The 19,019-nt window shown below is 64.5% G+C and carries 12 protein-coding genes; 6 read left to right on the top strand and 6 right to left on the bottom strand.

The genetic code is table 11. The features are described 5' to 3' along the window. The first annotated feature begins 49 nt into the window (after window positions 1-49). The gene (locus tag AAFN84_RS13405; RefSeq protein ID WP_347515042.1) at window positions 50-712 is read left to right on the top strand and encodes a YggS family pyridoxal phosphate-dependent enzyme; all 663 of its coding nucleotides are present in this window, start codon (window positions 50-52) and stop codon (window positions 710-712) included. A gap of 4 nt (window positions 713-716) precedes the next feature. Here AAFN84_RS13405 and AAFN84_RS13400 read toward each other — a convergent pair whose 3' ends face one another. Together AAFN84_RS13400 and AAFN84_RS13395 are read right to left on the bottom strand one after the other, a co-directional pair. Then, window positions 717-1,844, bottom strand: a complete 1,128-nt coding sequence (locus tag AAFN84_RS13400; RefSeq protein WP_347515041.1) for a DUF2235 domain-containing protein — start codon at window positions 1,842-1,844, stop codon at window positions 717-719. Window positions 1,845-1,931: 87 nt separating this feature from the next. Next, complete coding sequence (locus AAFN84_RS13395; RefSeq protein WP_347515140.1) at window positions 1,932-2,204, bottom strand: aspartate-semialdehyde dehydrogenase; 273 nt, start codon at window positions 2,202-2,204, stop codon at window positions 1,932-1,934. 286 nt (window positions 2,205-2,490) lie between these two features. Here AAFN84_RS13395 and acs point away from each other — a divergent pair, with 286 nt between their 5' ends. After that, window positions 2,491-4,446 carry an acetate--CoA ligase gene (gene acs / locus AAFN84_RS13390; protein ID WP_347515040.1) on the top strand — a complete coding sequence of 652 codons (1,956 nt, stop codon included), beginning with the start codon at window positions 2,491-2,493 and terminating at the stop codon, window positions 4,444-4,446. Window positions 4,447-4,914: 468 nt separating this feature from the next. On the opposite strand, the gene AAFN84_RS13385 is transcribed toward acs, so the two are convergent. Both AAFN84_RS13385 and AAFN84_RS13380 read right to left on the bottom strand, forming a co-directional pair. Continuing rightward, complete coding sequence (locus AAFN84_RS13385) at window positions 4,915-6,288, bottom strand: pilus assembly protein (protein WP_347515039.1); 1,374 nt, start codon at window positions 6,286-6,288, stop codon at window positions 4,915-4,917. A gap of 204 nt (window positions 6,289-6,492) precedes the next feature. Then, a complete protein-coding gene (locus tag AAFN84_RS13380; protein WP_347515038.1) occupies window positions 6,493-6,714 on the bottom strand; it encodes a DUF1674 domain-containing protein in 222 nt (73 codons plus the stop codon). Between the two features lie 110 nt (window positions 6,715-6,824). On the opposite strand from AAFN84_RS13380, the gene htpX reads away from it, so the two are divergent. The 4 genes from htpX to purH all read left to right on the top strand — a co-directional run bounded on the left by htpX (window position 6,825) and on the right by purH (window position 12,726). Next, complete coding sequence (gene htpX, locus AAFN84_RS13375; protein WP_347515037.1) at window positions 6,825-7,844, top strand: zinc metalloprotease HtpX; 1,020 nt, start codon at window positions 6,825-6,827, stop codon at window positions 7,842-7,844. A gap of 62 nt (window positions 7,845-7,906) precedes the next feature. Next, window positions 7,907-9,223 carry an RsmB/NOP family class I SAM-dependent RNA methyltransferase gene (locus AAFN84_RS13370; protein ID WP_347515036.1) on the top strand — a complete coding sequence of 439 codons (1,317 nt, stop codon included), beginning with the start codon at window positions 7,907-7,909 and terminating at the stop codon, window positions 9,221-9,223. Window positions 9,224-9,320: 97 nt separating this feature from the next. Continuing rightward, entirely contained in the window at window positions 9,321-11,015 is a 1,695-nt protein-coding gene (locus AAFN84_RS13365) for a heparinase II/III family protein (RefSeq protein ID WP_347515035.1), read from the top strand. 94 nt (window positions 11,016-11,109) lie between these two features. Then, a complete protein-coding gene (gene purH / locus AAFN84_RS13360; protein WP_347515034.1) occupies window positions 11,110-12,726 on the top strand; it encodes a bifunctional phosphoribosylaminoimidazolecarboxamide formyltransferase/IMP cyclohydrolase in 1,617 nt (538 codons plus the stop codon). On the opposite strand, the gene AAFN84_RS13355 is transcribed toward purH, so the two are convergent. Beyond that, window positions 12,723-14,111: an MFS transporter gene (locus AAFN84_RS13355; protein ID WP_347515033.1), complete on the bottom strand. Its 1,389-nt coding sequence runs from the start codon at window positions 14,109-14,111 to the stop codon at window positions 12,723-12,725. The two genes, purH and AAFN84_RS13355, sit on opposite strands and share 4 nt — an antisense overlap. 79 nt (window positions 14,112-14,190) lie before the next feature. Then, the gene (locus AAFN84_RS13350; protein ID WP_347515032.1) at window positions 14,191-18,966 is read right to left on the bottom strand and encodes an NAD-glutamate dehydrogenase; all 4,776 of its coding nucleotides are present in this window, start codon (window positions 18,964-18,966) and stop codon (window positions 14,191-14,193) included. Between the last annotated feature and the right edge of the window lie 53 nt (window positions 18,967-19,019).

Raw genomic sequence — 19,019 nt, 5'->3', positions numbered from 1 at the left:
CCGTCAACCATGACGGCCCGGCAGGCAACGAAAACAGCGGATTTGGACCATGAACGATGCGGTTTCACGACTGAAGACGGTCAAGGCGAATATCGCGGCGGCCGAACAGGAAGCAAAGCGTCCGGCAGGCTCGGTGACCCTCGTCGCCGTATCGAAGACGTTTGCCGCCGATGACATTCGCCCCGTCATCGAGGCCGGCCAGCGCGTCTTCGGCGAAAACCGCGTCCAGGAGGCGCAGGGAAAATGGCCCGCTCTGCGCGAAGACTTCCCGGACCTCGAACTGCATCTGATCGGCCCGTTGCAGTCGAACAAGGCGAAGGAGGCCGTCGCTCTCTTCGACGTCATCGAGACCGTCGACCGCGAAAAGATCGCCGCCGAGCTCGCCAAGGAGATCAAGAAACAGGGCAAGGCGCCGAAGCTCTACGTACAGGTCAATACCGGGCTTGAAGACCAAAAGGCCGGCATCGACCCGCGCGAGGCGGTCGGCTTCGTGAAACGCTGCCGCGAGGTGCACGGGATTGCCGTCGAGGGGCTGATGGCGATCCCGCCCTTCGACGAGAATCCCGGGCCGCATTTCGCACTTCTCGAAAAGCTCGCCCGCGACGCCGGGGTCGAAAAGCTCTCGATGGGCATGTCGGGTGACTACGAGACCGCAATCGCCTTCGGCGCCACCAGTGTGCGCGTCGGTTCGGCGATCTTCGGCAGCCGGTAGTGCTTCAGTAAAAGCGAGCGAAACGGGGGTGACGGCTTAGCGGGTTCGGACGATACGCGGGCGCATGGCGGTCGAACCGGGTTTCCAGATCGGCGCAGGCAGCATCGACATCGACCGCCTTGCCCCGAATGGCCCGCTCACCCGGCCGCCATAGAACGCCGAACCCTGTGCGCTCGTTGTGGGATGGCGCCAGCAGATTGTCGTGGATTGATACGCTGAGCGGAATACGCAGCCCTACCAGCGCCTCGGCCCGCGCCAGCATCCACTGAAGCGCGAGGTCGGCTAACCTGCCGTCCTCATAACCGCCGCCGACGTCGGAATGGACGCCGGGAAACCAGACCTGCTCGATCACCTGGCCCTTTGCCAGCGCCTCCACATCTGGATCGTCCCACAACTCCGGCGCGAACGTCTTCCGGTTCTCATCGATAGACAGGGCGTGCAGCCCAACATGTACGCGCGAAGCCAGCTCGCTATCATGGAACTCGTGCTGCCAAGGGTTGACCGCGTTCATCACGCCCGGCAGACCAAGCGCCTTGACCGTATCGAAGACGCCGATTACGTCGGGCACGCACAGCTCCGACGCATGACGCTCGGCGAAGGTCTGCCCCGCCGCTCGGCGTTTATCTTCCTTGCCGATCTTGTAGGTCGCGACCGCCTCCTCGGCGACAGCGCGGCGGCGCTTTACAGCGGCCGCGGTCTCGTCGCCGGGCAAGGGCGCACCGTCCATCCGGGTTGCTAGGCCGCACGTGGCAAGCACGCCACCGAGGCAGCGCACCGTGTAGGCTCCGCGACTGAATCCGAACAGACCGATCTTCATGCCCGGCTTCCAGCGCATCATCAGCGCCTCGTAACAGTCGGTGATATTGGCCGTGATGCCCCACCCTGTTGCCTTGCTCCAAAGATTGCGCAGCGTCCGCGACCATTCATTGCCGCCCTCGGCCGGTGCGCCCAACCCGGCGTCATAGAAGGCCTCAAACTCCGGCAGGCCTTCGGTCGCGAAGTAGATCTGGAAGACGTTGGTGTTTTTCACTGTCATTCCGGAGATCTGTGGCATGTCTGCTTCGTCGCGCACGCCGCGCTGGCCGGTTCCATCAGAAAAGATCAGCACCCATCTTTCATCGTTCGCCGGCATCGTCTTCCTTCTTCAGCCGCCCTGCCTTGATGACGCAGCCTTATAGCATGATTCCGACGAATATTGACGTGACGTAAGAAAATGCCCTCAGTGCAGCGCCAACTCGCCGCTGACATTGCGCCACTCGTTGGGCGCGATCAGCCGCTGATGCGTGTAGGCGACGGAATGCAGCGCGCCCTCGATCTTGTCTTGCCAGAAGTCGATGAACTGATAGAGCGCCGGAAACTTCGGGGCGAGGTCATAGTGCTGCCAGACGAAGGTCTGCAGAAGGCCGGGATGGTCCGGCATGCGATACAGGATTTCGGCCGTCGTCAGGCCATAGCCCTTGAGCATCATTTCGAGTTCGGCGTGGTCGCGCATGGCAAGTTCCCCGTTCAAGGTTGCTCCTCCATTCGCAAAACTATGGCGCGGGATGGTTAACCGTCTATTGATTTCCGAACGTTCACGGCGAATTTATCGTTCTATTACAAACTGTTAGCATCACGCACCCGGGAGTGCTGACAACGCCGCCCTCGATCAACCATGTCTTGCTTCGCGAGTGATGTTGTCGCCGGGCCCGATTTGGACATAATGCGCCGCGAGAGGCGGCGACCGTTGCCGACCGGCAGCCAAGCGCGCCGGCAAATCGATCCGGGAGGGAGAAAGCATGTCCGACGTCAAGATCCACCGTGTCCAGCCTGCTTGGAAGAAGGACGCGCTGATCGACAACGACACCTACCAGAAATGGTACAGGGAAAGCATCAAGAACCCAGACAAGTTCTGGGGCAAGCACGGCAAGCGCATCGACTGGTTCAAGCCCTACACCAAGGTCAAGAACGCCTCCTTCGACGGCAAGGTATCGATCAAGTGGTTCGAGGACGGCCAGACCAATGTCGCCCATAATTGCATCGACCGCCACCTGAAGAAGCGCGGCGATCAGACGGCGATCATCTGGGAGGGCGACAACCCCTACGACGACAAGAAGATCACCTATAACGAACTCTACGAGTACGTATGCCGGCTGGCCAACGTGATGAAGAAGCACGGCGTCAAGAAGGGCGACCGCGTCACCATCTACATGCCGATGATCCCCGAAGCGTCCTACGCGATGCTGGCCTGCGCGCGCATCGGCGCGGTTCACTCGGTCGTGTTCGGCGGTTTCTCGCCCGACGCGCTGGCCGGGCGCATCGTCGACTGCGAATCCACCTTCGTCATCACCGCCGACGAGGGCTTGCGCGGCGGCAAGACGATCCCGCTGAAGGAAAACACCGACAAGGCGATCGACATCGCCGCCCGGAATCACGTCTCTGTCAAAAACGTGCTTGTCGTCCGCCGCACCGGCGGCAAGGTCGGCTGGGCCAATGGCCGCGATCTTTGGTATCACGAGGAAGTTCGCACGGTTAAGCCGGAGTGCAAGCCGGAAAAGATGAAGGCGGAAGACCCGCTGTTCATCCTCTACACCTCTGGCTCGACAGGAAAACCCAAGGGCGTGCTGCACACCACCGGCGGCTATCTCGTCTATGCCTCGATGACGCACCAGTATGTCTTCGACTACCACGACGGAGACATCTACTGGTGCACCGCCGACGTCGGCTGGGTCACCGGGCACAGCTACATCGTCTATGGCCCGCTGGCCAATGGCGCCACCACGCTGATGTTCGAAGGCGTGCCCAACTATCCCGATGCCGGGCGCCTCTGGGACGTGGTCGACAAGCACAAGGTCAACATCTTCTACACCGCGCCGACCGCCATCCGCGCGCTGATGGGCGCCGGCGACGACTTCGTAAAACGCGCGTCGCGCAAGTCGCTCAAGGTGCTGGGTTCCGTTGGCGAGCCGATCAATCCCGAAGCCTGGGAGTGGTACTTCAAGGTCGTCGGCGACAAGAAGATCCCGATCGTCGACACCTGGTGGCAGACCGAGACCGGCGGCATCCTGATCACGCCGCTACCCGGCGCAACGGACCTGAAGGCGGGGTCGGCGACCCGGCCGTTCTTCGGCGTCCAGCCTCAGCTCGTCGACAATGACGGCAAGGTGCTCGAGGGCGCGGCAGACGGCAATCTCTGCATCACCGAATCCTGGCCCGGCCAGATGCGTACCGTCTATGGTGACCACGACCGCTTCATCCAGACCTACTTCGCCACCTACAAGGGCAAGTATTTCACCGGTGACGGCTGCCGCCGCGACGAGGACGGCTATTACTGGATCACCGGCCGCGTCGACGACGTGCTCAACGTCTCCGGCCACCGCATGGGCACCGCCGAGGTCGAATCCGCCCTCGTCGCCCATGACAAGGTGTCGGAGGCCGCCGTCGTCGGCTATCCGCACGACATCAAGGGCCAGGGCATCTATTGCTACGTCACGCTGATGGCGGGCGAAGAAGGCAGCGACGCGCTGCGCAAGGAACTCGTCGCGCATGTCCGCAAGGAGATCGGCCCGATCGCCTCGCCAGACCTGATCCAGTTCTCGCCCGGCCTGCCAAAGACGCGCTCCGGCAAGATCATGCGCCGCATTCTCAGGAAGATCGCCGAGGACGATTTCGGCGCGCTGGGCGACACCTCGACTCTCGCCGATCCCGGCGTCGTCGACGATCTCGTCGCCAACCGCCAGAACAAGAAGAAATAAGGGCCGGCACCGGCAGGACTGGACGGCTGCGAAGCGGAACCGCCCCGGCATGGATCCTCGGGTCGAGCCCGAGGATGACGCAGGCGGTGAGGTCGCTATCAAACGTCAACGTACGCGGTTTGCGGCAACCTTCAATATCGTCATCCTCGGGCTCGACCCGAGGATCCATGCCGGAGCTCATGAGCCCAGTCCCGACGACCAACTCCAAGGGCCACATGATTCTCCTTGCGGTGCGGAGCGAACCACCCCACATTGGGCGCGTGTTCAACGAACTGAAAGGAGGTGATCTGATGTCGAGTGGTTTCAACCGTAGTGTGGCCCCGGCGGATCGTCCTTTCAGGAAGCAGTCTTCCTGACAGGCGCGTGACGCGCGGCCGGCAGCACTGCTGTCGTCACGGGCCGCGCCACGGACGGAAAGCACGGAGGGCCGGCGAGAGCCGGCCCTTTGCTATTGGCGTGCAGTGAAGGCTAGCGCGTCAGTGCCAAGGTTTCGATGTTGCGCGCGATTTCACGGAACGTCTCATCGAGTTCCTCGCCTGTCGACGCTTCGTGGAAATGGCGGACCGCCCCCGTGTCATCCGAGGCGCAATCCTCTAGCACCCGTCTTGCCGCAGACACTTCGCCTGCCGGCAGGGCGAAACCGATCGTGAAGACTTCGATGCCGTCCTTCTTCATCTCTTCGCATACGCGTTCGGCGTTGCTCGTAGACAGCGCTTCCTCGCCTCCTTCAGGCCAGGTCGATGTGCCTACGAATGTCGTATTGAACACTCCGTCCGTCATCAGGATTGCTACCTTGGAGACCTCGTCCGGGTCGGGGTCTGCCGGGCCATCCCCCAATCCGGCATCGCGGATAACCCGGCGCCAGTTTGGCGACAGCATGTAGTAGCCCCACTGCGCCGCAATCCCTCCGCCGGTATACCCATCGGCGGAAAAATCCTGGATCGTATCCTGAAGGGTGTCCTCGTTGGCCGTCAACGGCACCAGTTGTGCGTTGGGGCATGACCTGAGCCTGTCGTCGCGATTGACAAGCGTTTGATAGTATTTGTCATCGTTGTTCATCCGCTCGTCATACGGGCCGACGTCGGAGAAGTCCGCACTTCCGTCCGGCAACCTGCGCTCGGTGGTACAATTGTTCTTCAATGAAGCAGGTCGCGCCCAGTTTGGTGGAGGCAAGTTGGGTCCGTTCGGCTGTTCTTCGAATATTGTGCGCATACCCAGCGCGCTACCGACATTGACTGCAGCGGCGTAGGGCACGAGAGCGATCCTCACACGCGCATTGCCATTCCGATTTGCCAAAAGCAGTTGCGTGACAGCATTGCCCGCTGCCGTTTTTAGATCCCTGATCTTCTGCCCCTTCATCGACCCCGTCACGTCCAGCATCATGGCGATCTCAATACGCCGATCCGAATAGAGTGCTGCGGATTCAGTCGTGATGATCTGCTTGTTGGCCGCGCCGAACAGCGCGAAGGCGACGTCGAGTTCGACGCTTGCGACCGCCGATACCGTGCGGGCCTGCTTGTCGATCACGAGGCTGTCGAGCGTCAGCCGCCCGTCTTCGGCAAATGCCCGCAGCCCGTTGGCCATGAGAAACGCCTTCACAACCTCCGGCGCGTCCTCCTCGTCGATGACGCCCGTCGTCAGGTCGCGCGCCGTCGACGTCACCGCGGAATCGAGCGCGGCAAGCAGGTTGGACCGCGTCAGCGATATCTGGGTTACGTTGATGCCATAGCCGGCCGCCAGCAGGACCACGGGCGCGATGATGGCCGCCATCAGCCCGAAATTGCCGCCGCGCCCGTCGCGAAAATGCCTTGTCAGCCGCCTCAGTACGCCCTTCGCCTGCATCGCCCTGTCTCCATTCGCAACACCTGATGATGATCCTGTTTCCGGATGCATCAGGCGGGCCGGTTCCGGTCCTTTGGGCGGCAAAATGGCATGTTGAAGGCCAAGACGCTGTTAATGCGGGCGCGATCCTGAAAGCTTGGTTTCGTGTCGGTTAAGGCGCGGGGGACCGCGGCGCGGCCGTGTCTCGTATCGGCACGCTTGCGCCTAGAAGTCGCTCGCCATGCCTTTGACTTCCCAGTCGCCGTAGCGCGCCGGGTCGTTGCCGCCGCGCCCGCCGATTTCCTTCGGCAAGGCGGCCTCGCGCTTGAGCGCCGACATCCGCCGCTCTTCGGCTTCCTCGAGCGCACGTTGTGCCGCGGGCGACAGCGTCCTGGGTTCTGGCAGCGGTTCGGCGGCGGATTTTTCGGTGTCGGGCGATTCATTCATGGCTTGCTGCTCGAAAGATTGAATTTCCATCGGTCGCTGCCCATCATATAGACGGTTCGCAGCGCGGGATCGACCCGGCGCGGCTGGCTTTCGAAACAGCGGAGTTCTGCATGAACGTCATTCGCACAGCGATGCTTCTGGCCCTGATGACGGCGCTCTTCATGGGCATCGGCTATCTCATTGGCGGCTCGGGCGGCATGCTCATCGCTTTCGTGATCGCCGCCGGCATGAACCTGTTCAGCTACTGGAACGCCGACAAGATGGTGCTGCGCATGCACCACGCCGTCGAGGTCGACGAGCGCAACGCGCCCGAATACTACACCATCGTACGCGACCTTGCCGGACGCGCGGGCCTGCCGATGCCGAAGGTCTACATTATCGACAACCCGCAGCCCAACGCGTTCGCAACCGGCCGTAACCCGCAGAACGCGGCCGTCGCGGCGACCACCGGACTTCTCAAGAGCCTGAGCCCCGAGGAAGTCGCGGCGGTGATGGCCCACGAACTGGCCCACGTGCAGAACCGCGATACGCTGACCATGACGATCACCGCGACGCTTGCCGGCGCGATCTCGATGCTCGGCAACTTCGCCTTCTTCTTCGGCGGCAACCGCAACAACAATCCACTGGGCATCATCGGCGTGCTGGTGGCGATCATCGTCGCCCCGCTGGCTGCGATGATGGTGCAGATGGCAATCAGCCGCACCCGTGAATATGCCGCCGACAAGCGCGGCGCCGAGATCTGCGGCAACCCGATGTGGCTGGCCTCGGCGCTCAACAAGATCGCGCGCGGCGCCAAGGCGGTCCACAACCCGGATGCCGAGCGCAATCCGGCAACCGCGCACATGTTCATCATCAATCCGTTGTCTGGCGAGCGGATGGACAATCTGTTCTCCACCCACCCCGCCACGGAGAACCGCATCGCAGCATTGCAGAAGCTGGCGCAGGAGTTCGGTGGTGGAGCGGGCGGCAATGACCGGCCTGCTGCGCCCGCCCGCAGCCCCGCGCCCGAAGCACCGACAACCGGCACCGACGGAGGCCCCTGGGGTGGCCGACCCGCGCCGACCCCGGAGCCTCCCCAGCAGAACCCGTGGGGCCGCAATCCGACCGGACCGCGGAGCGGCAGGTCGTGACGACGCAAGGCCGCCGCGCGCGCGGCGGCAACGGAAGTCGTCCTGCGAAAACGGAAAGCAACGTGCCCGGTCTCGCGGCCCGCAAGGCGGCGACGCGGCTGCTGGCGGCGGTGATCGATGCGAAGACCTCGCTCGACGGGCTGACCGATAACGACCATGGCCATCCGCAGTTTCGTGCGCTGGACATGCGCGATCGTTCGCTGGTGCGTGCCATCCTGACGACGGCGCTGCGTTTCCGCGGCACGATCGATGCGCTGGTGTCCGCCAGGCTCGACCGTCCCTTGCCGGCAAACGCCCACACCTTGTCGCATATTCTGCATGTCGCCGCCGCGCAGATGCTGTTTCTCGACGTGCCTGACTCAGCCGCCGTCGACCTTGCGGTCACGCAGGCTGGCGAAGACCCGCGCACGAAACGCTTTTCAGGCCTCGTCAACGCGGTGCTGCGCGAAATCGGGCGGCGCAAGGAGCGCGCGCTGCCAGCCGCGATGGGTGCCACCGACGATGCGCCGCAATGGTTCGTCGAAAGGTTGAAGTCCGCCTATGGCGACGACCACGCAGCAGCGATCCTCGCCGCGCACCGGCTCGAGGCCCCGGTCGACCTGACGGTCAAGAGCGACCCGGCGGGCTGGGCGGAACGCCTCGGCGGCATCGTGCTGCCGACCGGCAGCGTGCGCATCGAGAAGCTCGACGCCTCAGTCCCCGACCTGCCCGGCTTCGCCGAGGGCGAATGGTGGGTGCAGGACGCGGCAGCCGCCATCCCCGCGCGGCTCTTCGGTGACATCTCCGGACTTCGCGTCGCCGACCTGTGTGCCGCACCCGGCGGCAAGACGGCGCAGCTTGCGCAGGCCGGAGCCAGGGTCACCGCGCTCGAGCTTTCGCCCAACCGCGCCAAGCGACTCGCGGCCAATCTCGCCCGGCTTCAGCTCGAGGCAGAGATCGTCGAGGGCGACCTGTTCGCCTTCCGCCCTCAGGAACTGTTCGACGCGGTGCTGCTCGATGCGCCCTGCTCGTCGACCGGCACGGTGCGCCGCCACCCGGACGTGCCATGGACGAAGGGGCCGGACGACGTCGCCCGCCTCGCCGACCTGCAGTCCCGGATGCTCGCTCATGCGGCGACTCTGGTGCGGCCCGGCGGCTGCCTCGTGTTCTCCAACTGCTCGCTCGATCCCCTCGAAGGCGAACGGCTGGTCGACGATTTCCTCGCCGCCAACCCGGAGATGCGGCTCGATCCCGTCTCGGCAGAGGAGCTCCCTTATCTGGCGCCGTTCGTCGCCAGTGACGGCGCCATCCGCACCACCCCGGCAGGGCTCGTCATGGGCACGCCCGGCCTGTCGGGCCTCGACGGCTTCTATGCCGTCAGGCTGCGTCGATTGGGCTGACTGACAGCTTCAATTTCGACCTTCGAATAAATTGCTGAATCATTTACCATATTCCCAAAATGTAAATTACGCTTCGGCGATTCGGAGGAAACGAGATTTGTCGGCCGCGAGGGCTGAATCCCCACAGATATGGGCTTTGGTCGCCGCCACCTTGTGGCGGCGCGCGCGCGGCCGCCTGCGTGTCGGCCCGATCTACCGCTGGCGGTTCACTGGGCGTACGCCGGAACGCGTCCTGATCGCCCCGCCGGATCTGCGCGTCGCCGACCCCCAGATCGCCAACGAAATCTATCACGGCCGGTTTCCGTTTGCCGGCTACATGGTGGAGACCGACGCTTCCCCGTTCCTTACGGAGATAGCCAGTGCCGCCTGGATGTCGTCGCTGCACGGTTTTCGCTGGCTGCGCCACATGCGCGCCGCCGAAACCGAGCTCGCCTCTGCCAACGCCCGCGCGCTGGTGAGCGACTGGATCGCCATGCATGGCCGCAAGATTGGCGGCGTCGCCTGGGAGCCGGCCATAACCGCCCGGCGCGTCATCGCCTGGCTCCAGCATTCCGGCGTCGTGCTGCAAGGCGCGGAGTTTCCGTTCTACCGCGCGTTCCTCAAATCGCTCGCCATCCAGATCCGCTACCTGCGCGCGACGACGCCCGAAATGCCCGACGGCGAGGAAAGGCTGCGCGCGCGCATCGCGCTGGCTTTCGCAGCGCTTTCGCTGCCCGCGTCGCCCGCCACCCTGCGCGCTGCATCGCGGCAATTGTCGATCGAGCTCGAGCGGCAGATCCTGCCCGATGGCGGGCACATCTCGCGTAGTCCCGAAGCCGTGCTCGAACTGCTCGCTGACCTGTTGCCGCTGCGCCATACCTATTCGAACCAGGCCGAGGCGCCGCCCGAAGCCCTGATCGGCGCGGTTGAGCGCATGCTGCCGGCCCTGCGCTTCTTCCGCCACCAGGACGGCACGCTCGCTCGGTTCAACGGCATGGGCGCCACCGGCCACGACAGGATCGCGGCGATCCTGCATCACGACGACACCGTCGGTGCACCGCTTCTGCATGCGCCACATTCCGGCTACGAGCGCCTGTGCATGGGAAACACCACCGTGATCGCCGACGCCGGCGCGGCACCACCCACGGAGGTCTCGCATGCCGCGCAGGCCGGATGCCTCGCCTTCGAGCTTTCTTCCGGGAGGGATCACTTCATCGTCAATTGCGGCGTCGACACCTATGGTGCCGAGGATTTCCGGCCATTGTCGCGTTCCACGGCCGCGCATTCGACGGCGACGCTCAACGACACCTCATCGGCCCGTTTCACCCTGTCTCGTGGCTTGAGCGGGCTGCTTGGCGCGCCGCTGATCGCCGGGCCCCGCAATGTTCCGTGCCAGCGCATGGATTCCACAGGCATCCAGGCCTTCGTCGCGCAGCACGACGGATACGTCCAACGCTTCGGCCTCTATCACGAGAGAGAACTGAGCCTCAGCGCCGGCGGCGAGATGCTCGAAGGTATCGATCGGGTGTTCCGCAGAGGCGGCGAGATTGCAAGGTCGAACGGCCACGACAATGTCGCCGTCCGCTTCCACCTCCATCCCGACATCGCCTTGTTCCAGAACCAGCGCGACGATCTCGTCCTTTCTGCGCCCAGCGGCGAACGCTGGGAATTCACCTGCGAGGAACTGGCGCCGGCCGTCGAGGAATCCCTGTTCTTCGCCGCGCTTGGCGGACCACGCCGCGCCCGCCAGCTCGTCCTGACCTACAAGGCATCCGAACATCCGGAAATCCACTGGCGCTTCCTGCGCACATAGGAACCCGGGCACTCCGACGCCTGCGTTCCAAATCCCTACGCCATGTGCTACGGCCCCGGCATCCTCCCCGTCCCCGCCAGATGGAGCCGCCAGCATGGCCGTCATATCCAAGAACATCCCCGCTCCCGATCTCGTCAGGGCGCGCCGCGCATTGCTTTCCGTGTCCGACAAGACCGGCCTGATCGAGCTTGCCCAGGCGCTTGCGAATGCCGGCATCGAGCTGGTGTCCACCGGGGGCACGGCCAAGGCGATCGCCGAGGCGGGAATCGCGGTCAGGGACGTTTCCGAAATCACCGGCTTCCCGGAAATCATGGATGGCCGCGTCAAGACGCTGCATCCGTCCGTCCACGGCGGCCTGCTCGCCATCCGCGACGACGCAGAGCATGCCGCGGCAATGGAGCAACACGGGATCGGCGCGATCGATGTCGCGATCATCAACCTCTATCCTTTCGAGGAGGTGCGGGCATCGGGAGGCGACTATGCCTCGGTCGTCGAGAACATCGACATTGGTGGGCCGGCCATGGTGCGTGCATCGGCCAAGAACCATGCCTATGTGACGATCGTCACCGACCCCGCAGACTACCAGCCGCTGCTCGACACGCTGTCGGCCAACGATGGCGCGACACCCTATCGCTTTCGCCAGGAAATGGCGGCAAAGGCCTACGCACGCACCGCCGCCTATGACGCCGCGATCTCCGGCTGGTTCGCCGACGCGCTGGATATCGAGGCCCCGACGTGGCGTGCCTTTGGCGGCAAGCTCGAAACGGTGATGCGCTACGGTGAAAACCCGCATCAGAAGGCTGGGTTCTACGTCAATGGCGACAAACGGCCGGGCGTCGCCTCCGCCCGTCAGCTTCAGGGCAAGCAACTCTCCTACAACAACGTCAACGACACCGACGCAGCATTCGAACTCGTCGGCGAATTCGACCCCGCGCGCGCGGCCGCCGTTGCCATCATCAAGCACGCCAACCCTTGTGGCGTAGCCGAAGGCGCGACATTGAAGGACGCCTACCTCGCCGCGCTTGCCTGTGACCCGGTTTCGGCCTTCGGTGGCATCGTCGCGCTCAACCAACTGCTGGATGCGCAAGCTGCCGAGGAAATCGTGAAGACATTCACCGAGGTCATCATCGCACCGGACGCCTCGGAGGAGGCCATATCGATCGTCGCCGCGAAGAAGAACCTGCGCCTGCTGGTCACCGGCGGCCTGCCCAACCCCCGCTCTGCCGGCATGACGGTCAAGTCCGTGTCCGGTGGCCTGCTGGTCCAGTCGCGCGACAATGCGGTCGTCGACGACCTCGATCTCAAGGTCGTCACCAGGCGCGCACCGAGCGATACGGAAATGGCCGACCTCGCCTTTGCCTTCCGCGTCGCCAAGCATGTCAAGTCGAACGCGATCGTCTATGCGCGCAACCTGGCGACCGTCGGTATCGGCGCCGGGCAGATGAGCCGTGTGGACTCATCGCGCATCGCCGCCCGCAAGGCCCTCGACGCCGCCGAGGCTGCCGGAAACCCCGAACCGTTGACGAAAGGCTCGGTCGTTGCCTCCGACGCCTTCTTCCCCTTCGCCGATGGTCTGCTTGCCGCGGTCGAGGCCGGCGCCACAGCCGTCATCCAGCCCGGCGGTTCAATGCGGGACGAAGAAGTGATCGCCGCGGCAGACGCGCACGGCATCGCGATGGTCTTCACCGGCACGCGCCACTTCCGGCACTAGTCGGAGTTTTCCCGGGCACTATGGGCCGGATAGGGCGCGGTTCGCAGGATGATGAGCCCTGCAACGAGGAAGATGATGATGACCGCCATGCCGAGGCGTGGCGATCCGCTGGCGACCGTGACAGTCGCAACCAGGAATGGGGCGAGGAAACTCGTTGCTCGCCCGGCGAAAGCATAGAGGCCGAAATAGCGTCCCGCCTCATCGACCGCCACGCTCCTTGCCAGATAGGAGCGCGAGGACGCCTGGACGGGGCCGAAGGCCAGGCCGACCAGCAACCCGTAGAGAATATATGCCTTCTCAGCGGCGGTGCCGAACAGCCCGCCGGAATCGTCTGCCGGCAGGGGCAGCGCGCCGAACAAGGTGAAGCCGGGACCCGTCGAGATGATCCCGATGGTGGCGACGCACAGCATCACCAGCGAGATCATCACCACCGTCTTGGAACCCAGTGCCGTGTCGATCCGACTGGCCAGCAGGCATCCGGGAACCGCGACGATGTTCAGGATGATGCCGAAGATACCCACCTCCGTGATCGACCAGGCAAACAGTGCCGCCGCGAACGCCCCGCCCAGCGCCAGGAGCGCGTTGACGCCGTCCTGGTAGATCATCCGTGCAACGAGGAAGCGAACCAGCCCAGCGCGGCGGCGTGCTTCGGAAATCGTATTCGCCAGATCGCGCAGCCCGGCACCGACCGCGCGCCGCACGGACATCGCCTTGGGCGCGTCCGGGGTGAACAGGAACAGCGGCAGCACGAAGACGACGTACCAGAGCGCCGACAGTGGTCCGGTGGCGCGTGCATCCTCGCCTTGCACCGGATCCAGCCCGAATAGCGGATCGGCACCGATCAGCGTCTTGCCGGTTTCAGGCGACGCGGCGAGCAGGGCGACGACGAAAATCAGCACGATCATGCCGCCGAGGTAACCGAGGCCCCAGGCGATGTTGGACACCCGCCCGATCTCATCCTTGGTGATGAGCCGCGGCATCATCGAATCGTTGAAGACGATCGAAAACTCCGCGGCGACGGTGGCGAGGCAGAAGAACACAAGCACCATCACCAGCGACGAGCCGGGCTCAGCCAGCCACAGGCAGCACAGGCTGATGACCTGCACCACCGCGAAGGCCGCGAGCCACGGCTTGCGCGCGCCGGCCCGGTCGGCGATCGAGCCCAGCACCGGCGACAGGATGGCAATGACGATGCCGGCAGCCGCGATGCCGTAGCCCCATGCCGCCTGGCCGGTGGCTGGATCGCTGGCCATGCGGGAGACGAAGTACGGCCCGAAGATGAAGGTGGTGACCACCGTGAAGAATGGCTGTGCCGCCCAGTCGAACATCATCCAGGCCCGGATGCCGCTGCGCGGCACCGGACGCACGTCTGCCTCGTTACTCATTCCCGTCCCCGATCGGCTGTTCGCATTGGCTAGAACCTAGCCGAACACCATGACGAGAGATAGCGCGCGGGTTGTCCGTTCAGCTCAGATCCGCCATCAGCCCCGCCGCCACCGTCAGCCGCGAAACCGTCAGGTCTCCGCCTTCCGTCAGCGCCTGCAGCCGGTCGCGGGTGCGCGACACGCGTTCGCCTCCGGCTTCCAGCCAGGCTGCGACGGGGTCGGTCTCCTTGCCATGGCTGACCAGCGCGCTTGTCGCCATGCCGCGTCGCGCCGCACTCACCGTTTCCGTGGCACGAGACAGTGCCAGCCCGTCATAATAATCGGTCGGCGAGATCGATCGAGCGGCATCCGAAATCCGGCCGATCCGGAACGCCTCGGTGACGGCGAAGAAGGCGCGTGCGGCCTCGAGCAAGCCCGCTTTCGCCTCCTGCGCCACCTGGGCAATATCGGGGATGAGTTCGGAGATCGACAGGAAGGCAACGCGCTCCGCCAGTGCCTCGGGCGCGCCGGCCTTGAACAGGCCATGGGCGCGGTCGCGCAGGCGGTCCGACGTGAAGGCTGGAACCATCGCGCCGATCTTGCCCTCGAGAGTCTTCCGTGCCTCGCGTAGCGCCGATATCCGCTCTCCCAGCGGCGCGGCGCCATCGTCGTTCTTGAGCAGCCAGCCAGTGGCTGCATGAACCAGCCGACCGACCGTCTGGTAAAGCTCCAACTGGATGTCGCCGTCGATCTTCGCGTCCAGCGCGTCGATCTGCGCATAGAGCGCCGGCAGTTCGAAGCCGTCGCGCACAACCGTGAACGCCGAGACGACTTCCGCCGCCGTGCGACCCGTCAGATCCTGCATCCGGGTGATGAAGGAAGGCCCGCCACGGTTGATGGCATCGTTGGCGAGCAGTGTCGCGATGATCTCGCGCCGCAGCCTGTGTCCCCGGATTTCGTCGGCGTATTTCTTCGACATGCGCCCCGGAAAATACGCCATCAGGTCCATTTCCAGATGCGGGTCGTCGGGAAGACCACTGGCCACGATATCGTCGAACAGCACGATCTTCGCATAGGCGAGCAACACGCCGATTTCCGCACGAGTCAGCGCCTCGCCGCGCGCTTCGCGCTCGGCCACCGCCGCGCTCGACGGAAGCACCTCGACGACACGGTCGAGCAGCCCCCGCGCTTCCAGCGCCTGCATGAACCGCTCCTGATGCGTCAGGTCGGCAAGTCCGCGCCGACGCGCCAGAGAAACCGCCAGCGTCTGCTCGTAATTGTTGGCGAGCACCAGGCCGGCCACGTCCTCCGTCATGTCGGCCAGCAGCTTGTTGCGCGCCGGCCGGGTCAACGACCCTTTCCGCATGGCCGCAGCCAGCGCGATCTTGATGTTCACCTCGACGTCAGACGAATTGACCCCGGCCGAATTGTCGATCGCATCGGAATTGCAGCGACCGCCCGCAAGGCCGTATTCGATGCGCGCGCGCTGGGTCATGCCCAGATTGGCGCCTTCGCCGACGACCTTGGCGCCGACTTCCGTGCCCGTGATGCGGATCGCATCGTTTGCCCGGTCGCCCACGTCTCCATTGCTCTCGTTTGACCCGCGTACATAGGTGCCGATGCCGCCGAACCACAAAAGGTCGACATGCGCCTTGAGAATGGCATTCATGATCTCGGCTGGCGACGCGGTCTTCTTCTGCAAGCCGAGCAATTCGGCGGCCTGATCGCTGAGAGTCACCGACTTGGTGGTGCGCGAAATGATCATCCCGCCTTCCGACAGCTTCGAGCGGTCGTAGTCCTGCCAGTTGAGCTGCGGGTTGTCGAACAGCCGCTGGCGCTCCTCGAACGACGCGGCCTCGTCAGGCGTGGGATCGAGGAAGATGTCGCGATGGTCGAAGGCCGCGACCAGGCGGATGCAGGGCGACAGCAGCATTCCATTGCCAAAGACGTCGCCCGACATGTCGCCGACGCCTGCAACAGTGAACGGCTCGCGTTGGATGTCTCGGTTCATCTCGCGGAAATGCCGCTTGACGGCTTCCCACGCACCCCGCGCTGTAATGCCCATCTTCTTGTGGTCGTAGCCGGCCGAGCCGCCCGACGCGAAAGCGTCGTCGAGCCAGAAGCCATGCGCCTGGCTGATGGCATTGGCGGTATCGGAGAACGTCGCCGTGCCCTTGTCGGCGGCAACCACGAAATAGGGGTCGTCGCCGTCGCGGCGTTCCATGGCGGCAGGCGGCACGACGGTGTCGCCTTCGAGATTGTCCGTGATCGACAGCAGGCTGGAAACGAAGTTCACATAGGCGGCCTTGCCGGCAGCGAAGATGTCGCCGCGGCTGCCGCCGGCGGGCAGAAGGCGCGGATAGAACCCGCCCTTGGCGCCCACGGGCACGATCACGGCGTTCTTCACCTGCTGCGCCTTGACCAGCCCCAGCACCTCGGTCCGATAGTCCTGCGCCCGGTCGGACCAGCGCAGGCCGCCGCGCGCCACCGCGCCGAAACGCAGATGCACGCCCTCGACCTGTGGCCCGTAGACGTAGATTTCCCGCCATGGCTTCGGTTCCGGCAGTCCCATCACGTTGCGCGAGTCCAGCTTGATCGCCAATGAACGCGGCGCATCGGACTCGCGCGCGAAATAGTTGGTGCGCAAGGTGGAATCGATCAGGTTTTCATAGCGCCGCAGGATCGTGTCGTCATCGAGGTTCGGCACCTCATCGAGCGCATCCTTGATCGCCGCCTTGAGATGCCTTGCCGTCACTTCGCCGTCCTTGCCGCCTTGCGTATCGAAGCGCGCCACGAAAAGCCCGAACAGCGCGCGCGCGATGTCGGGATGGCGGGTCAGCACGGCGGCGATGAAGTCCTGGCTCTGCGGAATGCCGGCCTGCTGCAGGTAGCGCCCATAGGCACGCAGGAGCTGGATTTCACGGGCGCGAAGCCCGGCGGTCTGGACGAGGGCGGCATATCCGTCATTGTCGGTTTCGCCGCGCCAGATCGAAAGAAAGACCTCTTCGAGCAGCAGCCCGCCGCCGGCCAGATCGACCGGCCCGCCAAAGGCGTTGACGAGCTCCATGTCGTGGATGAAGACCGGCTCCCCCCCGTCCTCCGCGGCGATTTCGAACGTCCGTTCGCTGATGACGCGGAAGCCAATGTTTTCGAGCAGCGGAACGCGCATCGAAAGCGCCACCGGTGTTCCGTGATGGTAGATCTTCAGCGCCGCGCCAGACGGCTCGTCGTCCGCAAGGTGATAGAAGTCGACGGCGATCGGGTCTTCGGCGGTGATCGTCGCGATGCGGCCGGCGTCGCGCAATGCCGTCTCTGGCGAGAACGAGTTGCGATAGTTCTGCGGCAGGCGATTGGCGATCGCGATCAGCGACGGGCTTGACTGCGCGTCGGACGCCGCTTCCCGCAGCGCGTCGTCCCAGGTGCGCACGATCGAGCGCAGCGCTGCCTCCAGCGCCTCGATCTCCACTTTGGGGGTCTTGCCGCCCGAGCGACCGATGATGAAATGAACGCGCGCCAGCGTCCCTTCCGGGAAAGCCGGATAGTAAGCCGACAAACGACCGTCGAACGCCGTCTTGAGAAACTCGCCTATCCGCTCGCGCACGTTGGAATCATAGCGGTCTCGCGGCACGAAGATGATCGCGGAAACGAAGCGGTCGAACTGGTCGACACGCACCAGGGCGCGCACGCGCGGCCGCTCGCCCAGCGCGAGGATCGCCTCGGCGTGCTTGCGCAGCACCGGCACGGGAATCTGGAAGAGCTCGTCGCGCGGATAGGATTCCAGCACATTGATCAGCGCCTTGCCGGAATGGTCGTGCGGGTCGAAACCGGACTTGGCGATGACCGCATTGGCCTTCGACCGGATATACGGGATCTTCATCACCGAGCGCGTGTAGGCCGTGGAGGTGAACAGCCCGACGATGCGCAGTTCTCCGGTCAGCTTGCCCTTTGCGTCGAACGTCTTGACGCCGACATAGTCGAGATAGATGCGCCGATGCACGATCGACTTGGCGTTGGCCTTGGTGACCAGAAGCGGCTCCGGCCCATGTAGGAAGGCGCGGATTTCGGGCGTCGTCGTGACCGGTTCGTCGCCCCGGCGCAGAACCCTGACATCCGGGTCGGCGAGGATTCCGAGCCCCGCCTTGCGGGTTCTTTCCAGCGTGCCGGTCTTTTCGCCGCCGACATATTTGAACTCACGCATGCCGAGGAATGTGAAATTGTCGTCGCGCAGCCACTCCAGGAAGGCGATGGCTTCCGTCACCTCGTCCTTGCCGAGCGGAATCGGCGCATAGCGGAAATCGTGGATCGCTTCGTCGAGCCGGGCCAGCATCGGCTTCCAGTCGGAGACCGCCACCTTCACCTGAGACAGCACCTGCTCCAGCTTTGCCCTGAGCGCTTCGGCCGCATCCTCGCCCAGGCGCCCGACATGGACGTGGATCAGGCTGACCTTGTCGGCCTCAGTGTCGATCTTGCCACCCGAGCCGTCGCCGACCAGTTCCGCGACGCCCGACCTGTTGTGTTTCACCAGCAGGATCGGGTGCAGCACCAGCGATGCCTCGCCGGAACTCTCGGTGATCTCGCCGGTGATCGAATCGAACAGGAACGGCATGTTGTCGTTGACGATCGTGATCGCCGTGATCGGTCGCCCATGGCGCACCAGCGCGGGGTCGTTGTCGATCGACACGACGCTGTCGCCCTCCCGGTGCTTCTTGAGCGACCGGTAGGCGAGTGCGATGGCCTTCTCGAAGACCGCGTCGTCATATGTCGCGAGGTCTTCAGCCGGCGCCCGCGCCCGCAGGAACGATGCCAGCCTTCCGACTTCCTCGCTGCCTGCCTTCGTTGCCGCCTTGCCCTGCGGCGATTTCTTGCCCGACCCCATGGCGAATCCCTCTCCCCTCCTCGACTTTTGCCTGTATCGTAACAGACAAAAGT

Origin of the sequence: Mesorhizobium sp. CAU 1741, assembly GCF_039839275.1 — a bacterium.
Classification (GTDB): domain Bacteria; phylum Pseudomonadota; class Alphaproteobacteria; order Rhizobiales; family Rhizobiaceae; genus Aerobium.
This window is presented reverse-complemented; position numbering and strand designations above follow the sequence as displayed.